At 37.6% G+C, this 14,688-nt stretch carries 15 protein-coding genes and 1 pseudogene; 4 read left to right on the plus strand and 12 right to left on the minus strand.

What is annotated here, in order from left to right; genetic code table 11:
• The 4 genes and pseudogenes from WBN20_RS10900 to WBN20_RS10915 all read left to right on the plus strand — a co-directional run.
• Positions 1-277: pseudogene (locus tag WBN20_RS10900) on the plus strand (mevalonate kinase); the annotation flags it as partial.
• 10 nt (positions 278-287) lie between these two features.
• Positions 288-1,193: a geranylgeranylglycerol-phosphate geranylgeranyltransferase gene (locus tag WBN20_RS10905; RefSeq protein WP_424281691.1), complete on the plus strand. Its 906-nt coding sequence runs from the start codon at positions 288-290 to the stop codon at positions 1,191-1,193.
• Positions 1,193-2,143, plus strand: coding sequence for a carbon-nitrogen hydrolase family protein (locus WBN20_RS10910; protein ID WP_424281692.1), 951 nt, complete (start codon positions 1,193-1,195; stop codon positions 2,141-2,143). The genes WBN20_RS10905 and WBN20_RS10910 overlap by 1 nt, the downstream gene beginning before the upstream one ends.
• Before the next feature lie 72 nt (positions 2,144-2,215).
• Positions 2,216-3,058 (plus strand): pseudouridine synthase, encoded by an 843-nt coding sequence (locus WBN20_RS10915; RefSeq protein WP_424281693.1) that lies wholly within the window; start codon positions 2,216-2,218, stop codon positions 3,056-3,058.
• Here WBN20_RS10915 and WBN20_RS10920 read toward each other — a convergent pair whose 3' ends face one another.
• From WBN20_RS10920 to WBN20_RS10975, 12 genes are all read right to left on the minus strand, one after another.
• Positions 3,059-3,499, minus strand: a complete 441-nt coding sequence (locus WBN20_RS10920; RefSeq protein WP_424281694.1) for a BLUF domain-containing protein — start codon at positions 3,497-3,499, stop codon at positions 3,059-3,061.
• A gap of 99 nt (positions 3,500-3,598) precedes the next feature.
• Positions 3,599-4,873, minus strand: coding sequence for an argininosuccinate lyase (gene argH / locus WBN20_RS10925; RefSeq protein WP_424281695.1), 1,275 nt, complete (start codon positions 4,871-4,873; stop codon positions 3,599-3,601).
• Positions 4,874-4,921: 48 nt separating this feature from the next.
• The gene (locus WBN20_RS10930; protein ID WP_424272445.1) at positions 4,922-5,995 is read right to left on the minus strand and encodes a M20 family metallo-hydrolase; all 1,074 of its coding nucleotides are present in this window, start codon (positions 5,993-5,995) and stop codon (positions 4,922-4,924) included.
• On the minus strand, positions 5,992-6,771 hold the full coding sequence (gene argB / locus WBN20_RS10935) for an acetylglutamate kinase (protein WP_424281696.1): 780 nt from the start codon (positions 6,769-6,771) through the stop codon (positions 5,992-5,994). The genes WBN20_RS10930 and argB overlap by 4 nt, the downstream gene beginning before the upstream one ends.
• Positions 6,768-7,709, minus strand: a complete 942-nt coding sequence (locus tag WBN20_RS10940; RefSeq protein ID WP_424272443.1) for an N-acetylornithine carbamoyltransferase — start codon at positions 7,707-7,709, stop codon at positions 6,768-6,770. The genes argB and WBN20_RS10940 overlap by 4 nt, the downstream gene beginning before the upstream one ends.
• Positions 7,709-8,470 (minus strand): glutamate 5-kinase, encoded by a 762-nt coding sequence (proB, locus tag WBN20_RS10945; RefSeq protein WP_424274255.1) that lies wholly within the window; start codon positions 8,468-8,470, stop codon positions 7,709-7,711. Before proB ends, WBN20_RS10940 begins: the two co-directional genes overlap by 1 nt.
• A 2-nt stretch (positions 8,471-8,472) precedes the next feature.
• Entirely contained in the window at positions 8,473-9,669 is a 1,197-nt protein-coding gene (locus WBN20_RS10950; RefSeq protein ID WP_424281697.1) for a glutamate-5-semialdehyde dehydrogenase, read from the minus strand.
• Positions 9,666-10,793 carry an aspartate aminotransferase family protein gene (locus WBN20_RS10955; RefSeq protein ID WP_424281698.1) on the minus strand — a complete coding sequence of 376 codons (1,128 nt, stop codon included), beginning with the start codon at positions 10,791-10,793 and terminating at the stop codon, positions 9,666-9,668. Before WBN20_RS10955 ends, WBN20_RS10950 begins: the two co-directional genes overlap by 4 nt.
• A gap of 43 nt (positions 10,794-10,836) precedes the next feature.
• Entirely contained in the window at positions 10,837-11,634 is a 798-nt protein-coding gene (proC, locus tag WBN20_RS10960) for a pyrroline-5-carboxylate reductase (RefSeq protein ID WP_424271851.1), read from the minus strand.
• Between the two features lie 45 nt (positions 11,635-11,679).
• On the minus strand, positions 11,680-12,654 hold the full coding sequence (gene argC, locus WBN20_RS10965; protein ID WP_424281699.1) for an N-acetyl-gamma-glutamyl-phosphate reductase: 975 nt from the start codon (positions 12,652-12,654) through the stop codon (positions 11,680-11,682).
• Positions 12,647-13,837, minus strand: coding sequence for an argininosuccinate synthase (locus WBN20_RS10970; protein WP_424281700.1), 1,191 nt, complete (start codon positions 13,835-13,837; stop codon positions 12,647-12,649). Before WBN20_RS10970 ends, argC begins: the two co-directional genes overlap by 8 nt.
• Positions 13,834-14,448: a GNAT family N-acetyltransferase gene (locus tag WBN20_RS10975; RefSeq protein WP_424281701.1), complete on the minus strand. Its 615-nt coding sequence runs from the start codon at positions 14,446-14,448 to the stop codon at positions 13,834-13,836. The genes WBN20_RS10970 and WBN20_RS10975 overlap by 4 nt, the downstream gene beginning before the upstream one ends.
• Between the last annotated feature and the right edge of the window lie 240 nt (positions 14,449-14,688).

The raw sequence follows: 14,688 nt of genomic DNA on the forward strand, positions 1-14,688 counted from the left end.
ACATACTGATGCCTGTGTTGAGGATTTTGTAAGTGGTAATGTGAAGTCGCTTTTTGGAAATCTGAAGCAACTTTCACACGTGGTTTTGGACCATTTCAAACCTATGATCCCCAAAGAATTTCATAAACTTTGGAAGCACGGTATAGAAACTAATGATTACTACCTGAAATTATGCGGTTCCGGAGGGGGTGGTTATATTTTAGGATTCACTCAGGATTTGGCAAAAGCAAGAACTGCGTTAAAAGACCATCATTTAGAAGTAGTATACAACTTCTAAGACCTTAAAAATGCTTAGTAGAAAAAACAAACTCCTGCTACTAAAAGGGCTGAGTCTGTTTTCCATTATAAGGGGCTATAATGTCCTTATGATAACTCTGGCCCAGTATCTGGCCTCTATATATATACTTGCTCCCGACCTACCTTTACGTAAAGTTGTATTTGATCCAAATTTATTTGTACTTGTATTAGCATCAGCACTTGTAATATCCGGGGGCTATATCATTAATAGTTTTTATGACTCAGAGAAAGACCTTATCAATAGGCCTCGAAAGAGTATGCTTGACCGATTGGTAAATCAGCGAACTAAATTAAGTGCCTATTTTGTTTTTAACTTCCTTGCAGTTTTACTCGCCAGTTACATATCATTCAGAGCGGCATTATTCTTCTCGGCCTATATATTTGGAATTTGGTTGTATTCACATAAATTAAAAAAAATACCTTTTGTTGGGAACATTGTCTCCGCAGTGTTGATAATTGCCCCTTTCTTTGCAATATTTGTGTATTACAAAAATTTTGATACGGTAATTTTTGTCCATGCTATTTTCTTGTTTCTACTGATTTTAGCCCGTGAAATGATTAAGGATATGGAAAATATTACAGGCGATCTGGCTCAAAATTATAAGACCATTCCCGTTTTATATGGCCCGGTCTATTCTAAGTTAGGGATTAGTTTTTTAATACTTCTCACCTTAATACCTGCTGCTTTGTTAATCAATAAATTTAATGTGGGCTATATGTATATTTACTTTAATGCCTGCATCTTTTTATTATTGTTATTCCTGATTTTGCTATGGAAGTCCGAAACCAAGAAAGATTATATTTGGCTCCATAATATTCTTAAGTTTATAATAGTTGCCGGCGTTTTTAGTATATTATTAATTGATGTAGATCTCGTTCTAAACCGAATATTTTGATGAAAAATCAATTAAAAATAGCCCTTGCACAAATTTCCCCGGTTTGGTTAGATAAGATAGGCACTATTGCCAAAATTAAAGACATTATCCATAAAGCAGCAAAAGAGAATGCAGAGCTCTTAGTTTTCGGGGAAGGATTTCTTCCCGGTTATCCTTTTTGGCTGGCACATACTGAGGGTGCTTCATGGGATCTGAAGATAAATAAGGAAATTCATGCGCATTATATGCATAATGCCATACAGATAGAAAAAGGAGATCTTGATGGTATTTGTGATTTAGCCCGTAAACATGAACTCGCAATTTATTTGGGTATTATCGAAAGAGCACCGGACAGGGGTGGCCATAGCCTGTATTGCTCTTTGGTTTTTATTGATGATAAAGGGGAAATAAAATCTGTTCATCGAAAGCTTCAACCCACTTATGATGAGCGACTTACATGGGCTCAGGGAGATGGACATGGCCTTAAGACCCACAAATTAAAACAGTTTACTGTGGGGGGTCTTAATTGCTGGGAAAACTGGATGCCTTTGGTAAGGGCTGCAATGTATGGTTTGGGAGAAAATTTGCATATTGCTGTTTGGCCCGGCAGTGAATACAATACAAGAGATATTACCCGATTTATAGCAAGAGAATCCAGGAGTTTTGTGGTCTCTGTTTCGTCCTTGATGTATAAAAAAGATTTACCAAAAAATTTGCCACATGTAGATCAATTATTAAAAAAGACACCTAATATCTTAGCCAACGGCGGATCCTGTATAGCCGGTCCCGATGGAGAATGGATACTTGAACCTGTAGTAGGCAAAGAAGGGGTTATTTTTCAAACATTGGATTTCAACAGAGTCTTTGAAGAACGACAAAATTTTGACCCTGCTGGTCATTATTCCAGACCGGATGTCACCAAATTAGTGGTGAACAGGCAAAGGCAGTCAACAATCGACGTGGAAGATTAGCTTCCGGGGATATTGACTTTTACTCTAAGCTACATCCAAATCCCTTTACTACCTTTGCCTAAAATTTAGACAATGCGCAGACCGCAATCAAATAAGGATAAAAGAAATATTCAGGGAAAAAACAAAGGGTATACAAAAAAACCATTTTCCAAAGTACGTACTCCATCAGCTGTAAAAAAAACTAAGCCTGTTCCTTCAGACCCGGATTTAATAAGACTTAATCGCTATGTTGCAAATTCAGGAGTATGTTCCAGGAGAGAAGCTGATACATATATAGAAGCAGGTAATGTAACGGTTAACGGAAAGACCATTACTGAAATGGGACACAAAGTTAAGCTTACCGATATTGTTAAGTTTGACGGACGCTTACTCAATCCGCAAAAAAAGGAATACGTGCTTTTAAACAAACCCAAGAATTTTATAACCACTACAAGTGATGAAAGAGGGAGGAGAACTGTAATGGAATTAATTTCCAAGGCTTCAAAATCGAGATTAGTGCCGGTTGGACGGTTAGACAGGAATACTACAGGGCTCTTACTTTTTACCAATGATGGGGATCTTTCAAAAAAACTTACGCACCCCAGACATGGTATCCGCAAGATTTACCATGTTGAATTGAACAAAAACCTTACTATGGAAGATCTAAAAAAAATACAGACAGGTATTACTTTAGATGACGGTCCAATCAAGGTTGATGAAGTAAGTTATATAAACAATTCCCCCAAACGAGAAGTAGGCATAGAAATACACAGTGGTAGAAACAGGATAGTACGGCGTATTTTTGAACATCTTGGTTATGATGTAAAAAAACTGGATCGTGTTATTTTTGCCGGACTAACTAAAAAGGATCTTCCCCGGGGACATTGGAGACATTTAACTAAACAAGAAGTAATAAATTTAGGGATGAACCAATAATTAGGGTTGCGACTCTAATGTTTGGTCAAGATTTTCCCTAACCGCAATCCAGAAAGTGTTAAAAGAAGGATTCTGAGAAGTGATTGAATCCAGGTTTTCATTATAGGAACTTATTAATAACTTGAAATAGTTCATCTTGTCATTGTCGCCAAAGAAATCGGCATAGGCCATTTCCCAATCCTTAAATTCCCGGGAATCTGTAACACCATATGCTAATATGGTTACATCTTTATGTCGTTTGTCTACTTTAATCTTATCAAAAAGGGTAAGAACCATTACTTGATTACCTTCAAGATACTGAATAAATTCTCCTTCATAATACAATAAACACCCTGTTATTCTATCACGTAAATTATTAACTCTTGCCTTTTCAAGCATTTCTTTTACATCAACTTTATTAAAAATTGGTGAGGCAGTGGATCTATAAACAAGAGAAAACATGACAAAGGGGATATCAATTAAAGCTTATGCACTAAAGATAAAATAATTAATGTTTAAGTCTAAATCAGAAATTGATATATTTAATAACGGACATGAAAATTATGTCTTCATTTTGGCCTTTATCTTATCCAGGCACAAATTTCCGAGGCTCCCTTCATGATTGTGATCTAATTGCTTTTTAGGTTTAAAAGTCCCTGCTTCAATTTCCGCACCTATTTGTTTGTAGGCATCACGGAAAGGTATTCCACTAAGCACGAGTTGATTTAATGTGTCTACACTAAAAAGATAGTCGTACTTAGGATCATTGAGAATATTGGAATTTACCTTAACATCTTTTAAACTGAAAGTCATCATTTCCAAACAGGATTTTATTTCCTGTATCGCCGGGATTATTAGAGTCTTGACCATTTGAAGGTCCCTGTGATAGCCACTGGGTAAATTAGTCGTGATAAGAGTAATCTGGCCAGGGATGGCTTGCAAGCTGTTGCATTTTGCCCTGATAAGCTCAAAGACATCCGGATTTTTTTTATGAGGCATAATACTGCTCCCTGTTGTTAGCGCATCCGGAAAAGATATAAAGTTGAAATTCTGACTCATATAGAGACAAATATCCATTGCCAACTTAGAAAGCGTGCCTGCTATTCCTGAAATACCAAATGCAGTGGCTTTCTCAACTTTGCCTCGTCCCATTTGGGCAGCCACAACATTGTATTTTAAATCGGCAAACCCCATTTCTTTGGTTGTATAAGTGCGATCAATAGGAAAAGAACTTCCATAACCGGCGGCACTACCAAGTGGATTTTGATCAGCTATTTTGAAGGCTGAATCTATAAAGTAAAGATCATCAATAAGGCTTTCTGCATAGGCAGAAAACCACAATCCAAATGAAGAAGGCATTGCAATCTGGAAGTGCGTATATCCCGGCAACAAAATTTCCTTATGTTTTTCAGCCAATTCAAGTAATAAATAGAACAGTTCTTTAGTCTGGAGCTTTATTTCAGTTAATTCTTCTTTCAGATATAATTGCATGGCTACCAAAACCTGATCGTTCCTGGAACGGGCTGTATGAATTTTTTTTCCTGTATCGCCAAGTTTTTCGGTTAGTATAAATTCTATTTTAGAATGAACATCCTCAAAAGTATCCTCAATAATAAACTTACCGTCTTTAATGCTCCGGGCAATATTTTCAAGTTCCCGGACCAGTTCAATTGTTTCCTCACTTGTTAATAATCCAATTTTACCCAACATTTTCGCATGGGCCATGGAGGCTTTTATATCATACTTAGCCAGCACTAAATCTAATTCTCTGTCATTGCCAACAGTAAAATGATCAATTTTTTTATCTGTACTGTATCCTTTATCCCAAAGTTTCATTGCTCTTATTTTTAGTGGTTTCTCCTGAGTAAGGCTATTTTATGTTAATTAGTTTATTAAAAACCCATCGAGAATTTTAATGTATAGATTAATTCCTTCTTCAATTTCCTTAATATAAATAAACTCATCGGCAGTATGTGAACGTGTACTATCACCGGGGCCTAATTTTAATGAAGGGCAGCTAAGTGCTGCCTGGTCTGAAAGGGTAGGAGAGCCATAGGTATCCCTTCCTAGTTTAATCCCCGAAACTACCAAAGGATGATCTTTGTCTATGGAGGATGAGTTCAATCTTAATGATCTGGGCTTTAGCTCACAAGGAGCTTCCCTTGATAACATTTCTGCTATTTCCTTATTGCTGTATTTATCATTTACACGTACATCAATTACCAGATGAACTTTAGCGGGGACCACATTATGCTGGCTGCCGGCATTAATTTGGGTAACTGTTAATTTAACTTCACCAAGGACGTCTGATGTTTTTGGAAATGTATAGTTCTTAAACCATTCCAACACTTCAATAGAATTATAAATGGCATTGTTGTTATTTGGATGTGCAGCATGAGAAGGAGTGCCTTTTATAACAGCATCGAAAACCACTAGCCCCTTTTCGGCGATGGCCAGATTCATAAGTGTTGGTTCCCCTACGATTGCAACATCAATATTTGGAAGTATGGCTAAAAGGCTATTTAAACCTTTACCGCCCGTATTTTCTTCTTCAGCGGAAGCTACCATTAATAGGTTATGTTTCAAATTTGCTGAATCGTAGAAATAGGTAAATGTTGCAATTAACGAGACTAAGGCCCCGCCGGCATCATTGCTTCCTAATCCATACAATTTCCCATTCTCAATTTGTGGATCAAATGGGTCCCGAGTATAGGCTTTATTAGGCCTCACGGTATCATGGTGTGAGTTCAATAAAAGTGTTGGCTTAGTGTCATCCCAATGTTTGTTCTTGGCAAAGACATTATTGTTTTCCCTTTCATAGGGAATGCTAAAAGCTTCGAACCAGGCTTCAATGGCCTCAGCCGTATGGTGCTCTTCCCCGGAAAATGATTGAATTGAGATGAGTTCTTTCAATAAGCCAATAGCCTTATCTGTAGGGATTTGTTGATCCATCTTCATAGGGTTATCGTTGTATATAAATTTGAATCTGTCTCAAGCATTGATATATTGCCAATGCAAACTTTATCGACATTTTGTTGTAATGCATGAAAACAATTCTGCATTTTTGGTAACATACCGTCCGAAATGATGTTTTGTCCCAATAAGTCATTATAATTGTTGGTATCGATATGTATTATGACCGAATCATCATTTTCTATATCCTGTAATACCCCTTTCTTTTCGAAACAATAGTATAGAGTGGTTTTATATTTATGACTCATCCCAATAGCTAATTCCGAAGCAATAGTGTCTGCATTGGTATTCAATAATTGACCCTTACCGTTATGAGTAATAGCACAAAAGACCAGTGTTAATTTAACTTCAACTAAAGTATCAATAAGTTCAGAATTAATTCCGTCAATATCACCGACAAATCCAAAATCAATTTCCTTAACCGGTCGTTTATGGGCCTGTACGGTGTTGCCATCTGCACCACTAAGTCCAATTGCATTGGTTCCCAAAGCTTGTAATTTGGCCACAATATTCTTATTTGTGAGTCCGCCGTATACCATTGTTATTACCTCAAGGCTTTTGGCATCCGTAATGCGCCTTCCACTAGTCATTTTTGATTTAATGCCCAGTTTTGCAGCCAAATTTGTTGCTAATTTACCTCCACCATGTACAAGAATTTTAGGATCTTCCAATTTGGAAAAATTCAATAGAAATTGGTCAAGCTCGATTTCGTTTTCGAGGACATTACCTCCAATTTTGACTATGGATAGCTTTTGTTTCATTTTAAATGCTCTAAAATCTTTTTCAGCACAACTTGTGCGGCATATGTTCTATTATTGGCTTGATCAATCACCAAGGACTGTTCACTGTCCAACACTGCATCTTCCACAACAACATTTCTACGCACTGGCAGGCAATGCATAAATTTGGCATTGCACAGTTTATCTTTAGTGATCATCCAGTTAGGGTCTTGGTTCAATACTCTTCCATAATCCGTATAACTGCTCCAGTTTTTCACATATACAAAATCGGCATCTTTCAAGGCTTTATTTTGGTCATATTCCACTGGGACATTTTTGATTATTGTAGAATCCAGTTCATACCCTTTAGGATGTGTAATTACAAAATCAGCATCTTGTAACTGCATCATTTCAACAAATGAATTGGTAACAGCATGGGGAAGGGCCTTGGGATGGGGTGCCCAAGATAACACTACTTTTGGTTTGGTCTTGTTAGAATTTTCGGCCAGCGTTATGGCATCGGTCAACGCCTGTAATGGGTGTCCAACAGAGCTTTCCATATTCACTATTGGAACGGAGGCATATTTTTTAAATCCATTCAATACCACCTCTGCCTCGTCCTTTTCTTTATCGGTCAATGATGCAAATGCTCGTATTCCAATTACATCACAGTATTGGGAAACCACCTTGGCAGCTTCTTTAATATGTTCCGATGTACCCTGATCCATTATGGTGCCATCGCCATATTCCAAAGCCCAACCTTCATTTCCAAAGTTCATTACAATTACTTCCATCCCTAGATTTATGGCTGCTTTTTGGGTACTCAATCGGGTTCTCAGACTATTATTGAAGAACAACAATCCGATGGTTTTATCCTTACCCAAGGATTTTGACTGTAAAGGATCATTTTTTAAGGCCCTTGCCTCAGTAACCCAGTCAGAAAGTGAATCAATATCGTTTATAGAGAGGTAGTGTTGCATTATTTTATTTTAGTATGGTTACTCTTGCCAGTAATTGCATCGACTATAAAATTGTCTTTTAGTCCATTTACTATCCAGGTTTCAATTCCTGCTGTTTGGGCAATAGTAGCGGCTTCAATTTTCGATTGCATTCCACCTGTACCGTGGGTTGATTTTGATGCGCTGATTTCTTTCTGCAATTTTTGAACTCCAGAAACTGAGGTAATCGTTTCCGGTTTATTATTTTCTATGGATTCTCTTGTGTAGACTCCATCAGTATTGGTAGCGATCATCAACAGATCTACCTGCAATAGGGCAGCAGTCAATGCTGCCAACTTATCATTGTCACCAAATTGAATCTCATCGGTGGCGACTGTATCATTTTCATTGATGATGGGAATGAATTTATTAGCTACAAGGACATTAATGGTATTCTTTATATTCGCCTTAGCGTCTAAATTATCAAAATCTGAATAGGATAAAAGACATTGGGAAGTTGACAAACCCAATTCCCTAAAATTCTCTTGAAAGATACGCATTAAGTGCGGTTGCCCGATGGCTGCCAAAGCTTGTTTCACATCTATTGCAGCCCCATGATGCTCCAATTCCACGAATTGTTTGGCAGCGGCAATGGCCCCGGAACTGACGATGATAAACTCATATTCATCTTTCATGACTGCAATCTGTCTTCCAATGTCCTCTATTTTACCTCGTGAAATCTGGCTTGTTTCTTTGGTCAAGGTATTGGACCCTATTTTTAATAATATTCTTTTCATCTGCATATTCATCTAATTTGTCCATTGCCCTTTACAAACCATTTATTGGTTACTAAATGCTGTAAACCAATGGGGCCTCTTTGATGTAACTTATCAGTGCTAATTGCGAGTTCTCCGCCCAGTCCAAATTGGCCTCCATCCGTAAATCGTGTGGAGGCATTATGGTATACTGCCGCTGAATCAACAGAATTCATGAATGTTGCTGCTGTTTCTTCATTCGCGGTAATGATGGCTGCCGAATGCCCACCACCGAAAGTGTTTATTTTGCTAATGGCTTCCTTTAAAGAAGCAACTTGACCCAGCACTATTTTATAGTCTAAAAACTCTTCAATCCAAACACTCTCATCTTTAATAGGAGTTGTGCCTTCGAGAGCTGAAAAAGCGTCATCGGTTAAAATCTCAACCTTACTTTTCTGAAGTTCTAACAATAGATTTTGGACAAATTGTTGTTTTATGGGCAAATCTGCAGCTATTAGTACTTTATCCAATGCATTACAGGCCGATATTTTGGTGGTTTTTGCATTGATGATTATATCAACGGCCATTTGTAGATCAGCTTCAGCATCTATATACACAAAATTATTACCTCTTCCACTAACGATTACAGGGCAGGTGGCATGTTGTTTTACAAAAGCAATTAGTTTTTCCCCTCCTCTAGGAACTATCAAATCCACTTTTTGTATGGGATTTTCTAAAAAAGCCTGCGTCTCTGAGCGATCATATTGCAAATAGCTGACCCAATCGCCATCAACTTGATTGTCTCTTAAAGCTTTGTGCCATAAATCTACCAAGATCAAATTACTGTTCAGTGATTCCTTACCCCCTTTCAATAATATTCTATTGCCCGATTTAAAAGCAATCCCAGCTGCTTCAATGGTTACATCAGGTCTCGATTCATAGATAATAAGTACAGTGCCAAAAGGAGCTGTCCTATTGCTGATTTGCAGACCGTTTTCATGCTCAAATTGAAACCGTTCTAGATTCAAAGGGTCATTCAACAGTGTCAATTCCTTTAGGGATTTTATCATCCCAATAATTTTATCGTCATCAACTTTTAGGCGATCATACATGGCAATATCGTCACCAGAGTAAGCTTCCAAATCTTTTTTATTGGCTTCCAAAAGGGCGCTTTCCTCCTTTTTTATCCATTCAATCATGGATTTAAGGACCGCATTTCGTTTATCTATGTTCAATATAACACTCATGATAATGCTATTTTTAATTTCTCGAAAAATAAGTCCATATCGCTTTTTGTAATATTCAAAGCTGGGAGAATTCGTAAAACGTTTTTATCCTTGGCCCCGCCGGTGAAAAGATGTTGCTCGTAAATTAGATTTTTGCGAAGTTCTCCCACTTCAAAATCAAACTTTAATCCCAGCATAAGTCCCCTGCCTTTTATTTCCCTAACCTGCGGTATTTCTAAGGCTCTTTTTTTGAAATATTTACCCAGTCTTTCGGCATTTTCAACAAGTTGTTCTTTTTCCAGAACCTCTAAAACAGCTAAAACAGCTGTGCAGGCAAGATGGTTTCCACCAAAAGTAGTCCCAAGCAAGCCATAGGATGCCTGAATGTTTTTATGAATTAATACACCACCAACAGGAAAACCATTGCCCATGCCTTTGGCTATAGTTATAATATCGGGCTTAATTTCATGGAGCTGAAAGGCAAAAAAAGAGCCAGTTCGGCCAAAACCAGATTGTACCTCATCAGCTATCAGAACTACACCATATTTTTTACAAAGTGCGGCAATTTCCCTATAGAATATACCAGATGGCTCGTCCAGACCGCCAACCCCCTGTATGGCTTCCAGAATAACAGCACATACATCTTCCTTTTTGATTTCAGTTTCAAAGGTTTTAATATCTTCAAATGATAAAAAAGTAACTTTTTGCTGTTTATTTATAGGGGCATTTATCTTCTCATTGTCCGTTGCAGCAACGGCGGCAGATGTTCTACCGTGAAAACTATTCGTAAATGCAATTACCCGGGATTTATTTGTATGGAAAGATGCTAATTTTAGGGCATTTTCATTAGCCTCTGCCCCCGAATTACATAAAAACAAATTATAATCCTCACAATTGGATAATTGTCCCAGTTTCTTAGCCAGTTGTCTTTGCAGCGGATTTTTAACGGAGTTGCTGTAAAACCCTATTTGATCTATTTGACTTTTAATGCGTTCTATGTAATATGGGTGCGAATGCCCTATAGAGATAACAGCATGGCCACCATAGAAATCGAGATATGTATCTCCCTTATCATCAGTAATAACAATACCCTTAGCTGTAACCGGGGTTACATCATATAGTGGGTATACATCAAATAGTTCCATTTATTGTTTTTTATAAAGGTTGATAAGTAATTTATCTCAAGGCCTAGTTCTTGGTTTTCAATTCATTTATTTTCTCAAAAGAAGTAACTATTCCTCTGATAAGAGAAGAACTTAAACCCTGATGCTCCATTTCGTTTAATCCCTGAATAGTACAACCCATAGGGGTGGTTACCTTATCTATTTCTTCTTCAGGATGATTCCCAGATTCTATAAGCAAGCCAGCTGCTCCATTACAAGTGTACATGGCAAGCTCCTGCGCCTCTTTGGCATCGAAACCTAACTGAATAGCGCCCTGTGTAGTTGCCCTTATAAGTCGCATCCAAAAAGCTATACCACTTGCGCATATTACAGTTGCTGCCTGCATTTGATTTTCAGGTATTTCCATGGAATAACCCATTCTGTTAAAAATGGCTTTTGCCATATCTATTCGTTTTTTACCCGCTGTATTGGAGCAAATACAGGTCATAGATTTCCCAACGGAAATGGCCGTATTGGGCATGCTTCGGATAATATGCTTTTCCTTTCCGAGAATGACTTCCATATTTTCAATGCTGAAACCAGTTATCGTCGAGATTATTACATGCTTATCCGTAAGAATATCTTTAACTTCTTCTAGGATCATTGCAAAATCTCTGGGTTGAACTGAAAATATTAAAACATCAGATTTTTTAACCGCTTCCCTATTGTCCGAGCCAACCGTTACATTTCCATATTTTTCATAGTCCTTTATACTATCGACGTGTCTTTTGGTCAGATACATTGTAGTAGCCCCGTTGCTATGTAATATGCCTTTAGCAACAGATAATCCTAAATTCCCTGCTCCTATAATCGCTATTTTCATAATTACTCTTTTATGATCTGGTTATTTTTATAATTCTCACTTCTTTTAATAAACAGCTGCTTTTAAATTTAATCCCTCACTTTCATCAAAACCAAACATTAAATTCATGTTCTGAATGGCCTGTCCGGAGGCCCCTTTAAGCAAATTGTCAATTACAGATGTTATTAATAGAACATCCTTGTACTTGTGCAGGTGAATATGACAATTATTTGTATTCACCACTTGTTTTATGTGAACCGGCTCTTCCGAAATCATAGTAAATGCGGCATTTTTATAGAAATCATGATATAAACCATAAGCTTCCGACTCACTTCCCTCAAACTTTGTGTATGCCGTGCTGAGAATACCTCTGGAAAAGTTCCCCCGGTTGGGTATAAAATAGAGTTCTCCAACAGCTTTTTGCAGCGATTCGAGACTTTCATTTATTTCTCCAAGATGTTGATGAGTAAAGGCTTTATACCAGGATGCATTGCTATTTCTCCAGCTAAAATGTGTGGTCGCCGATGGCATTACTCCAGCGCCTGTGCTTCCGGTTACTGCATTCACATGTACATCAGAATTCAATAGTTGTGCCTTGGCCAGCGGGAGTAAAGCTAATTGAATACAGGTAGCAAAACAACCCGGATTGGCAATATATCTGGCTTTACTTATTGCGGTTCTGTTTAATTCGGGAAGGCCATACAAAAATTCTTTTCCGCCCAAAGAGGCATCTTGCATTAATCTGAAATCGGTGCTTAAATCAATAATTCTTGTTTTGGGAGAAAAAGAATAGTTGTTTAAAAAACTTTTGGAATTTCCATGGCCCAGGCATAGGAAAAGGACATCAACTTCGGAATTTACCGAATCTGTAAAAGTCAAATCTAAATGACCTAATAAATCTGTATGGGTCCCACTTATTTTTTTACCCGCTTTTGTTCTACTATATACGAAATCTATGGTGACACCGGGATGATTAAGCAAAAGCCTGATAAGCTCGCCCCCTGTATAACCAGATCCTCCAATAATGCCTGTTCTAATCATAATTCTGAATACTTTGATTCGCTATTTTCCCCGGATTGGATAGGATTTTAATGAAGCCCTTGGCGTCATCTGCAGTCCAGGCTTTATTTGTTTCTCCGTAATGACCAAAAGAAGCATTCATTAAATCATTCTCAGAATTAACGCCGTTCAATTCAAATCTATATGGGTGTAAGCTTACTAAAACCTCCCCTGATACATTTCTTTGTGTATCGCTCAAAAACGCTTCTATATTCCTCATTACTTCATCCAGATAATTACCTTCATGCAAGAGCATTCCATAAAAATTTCCCAGTTGCTCTTTTTGAAATTGCTGCCATTTACTAAGAGTATGTTTTTCCAATAAATGATGTGCCTTTATAATGATAAGCGATGCTGCGGCTTCAAACCCTACTCTTCCTTTTATACCTATTATGGTGTCACCTACATGTGTATCTCTTCCTATAGCATATTCGGAGGCTATAGCATCCAGGGCAATTATATTTTGAACAGGAGTACCTTTTTGACCATTGACGGAAACTAATTCGCCCTTAAAAAATTGCAGCTTAATATCTTTTGGTTCTGTTGCAATTAATTGTGATGGGTAAGCAGATTCCGGCAGGGACAAATTAGAGGTGAGCGTTTCATCGCCACCTACTGAAGTGCCCCATAATCCTTTGTTTATCGAATATTTAGCTTTCTCCCAGGAATAGTCAATACCATTTTCCTCCAGGTATGCAATCTCGGCTTCTCTGGACAAGCTTTTGTCTCTTATTGGGGTAATAATTTTGATATTAGGGGTGAGAATCTGAAAAATCATATCAAACCTTACCTGATCATTACCTGCCCCGGTACTTCCATGTGCAATATACTCAGCACCTATTTTTTTAGCATGGTTTGCAATTTCGATAGCCTGAACGATTCTTTCGGCACTTACGGATAAGGGATAGGTATTATTTCTTAACACATTGCCATAGATTAAGTACTTTACTACCTTTTCATAAAAATGTTCCAGTGCATCAATAGAAGTATAGCTGGAAACACCTAACTGAAGCGCCTTTTCTTTAATAAGCATAATTTCTTCCGCGGAAAAGCCACCGGTATTGACACTTACTGCATGTACCTCAAATCCTTCTTCCTGGGATAAATATTTAGCGCAGTAAGAAGTATCAAGCCCACCGCTATAGGCCAAAACTAATTTTTTCATTTGTTCTTTCTTTTAAGAAATAATTGCTCTTTAATTTTTTTAAGCCTCTTAAAAGCCTTGTCATTTAGCTTTTCTTTCTTGGCCGCCGCCAATAGAGGGTCGTATAACATGCCTGTACATAGACACATTTTGTGATCGGTCCTGGTGAGTATATCAAAATTTTTACATGTCTGGCATCCTTTCCAAAAGGCCGGATCATCAGTTAATTCTGAAAAGGTAACGGGTTTATATCCTAATTCGTAATTCATTTTCATTACTGCAAGACCGGTTGTAATACCAAAAATTTTAGCTTCCGGAAACTTTTTCAAAGAAAGCTCGAAAATTGCTTTTTTAATTTTTTTTGCCAAGCCCTGATTTCTGTAGTCAGGATGAACGATAAGCCCTGAATTCGCCACAAATTTTTGGTGCCCCCAAACTTCTATATAACAAAACCCGGCAAATTTATCATCATCCAAAGCAATGATAGCATTTTCATGTTCTAATCGTTTGATTATATATTCAGGTGTTCTTTGGGCAATACCAGTTCCCCTCACCTTCGCCGATTCGGCAATGGTGTCACTAATTATTTTGGCGTATTTAAAGTGCGATTCGTTAGCAATTACTATTTCCATTGCTAGCTTAATTTAAAGGGTAAAAAATAGTTGATTTGACAGTGCGGAAATGGACTCACCTATTTCCATGAAAGAAATACACCCTTACGGGCGTGTACGTACAAAGGAGCGTACGGGAATAAAATTCCAGCGGGATAAAGTTATGTTTGTGCATTTATTCATTGCAGATCAAATGTACAAATTAAATTGAACTATCATAATTTGTGTTCTAATTTTTACGAATTAGCAATTTTTGACGGT

This window comes from Eudoraea sp. (genome assembly GCF_049665975.1).
Lineage (GTDB): Bacteria > Bacteroidota > Bacteroidia > Flavobacteriales > Flavobacteriaceae > Eudoraea.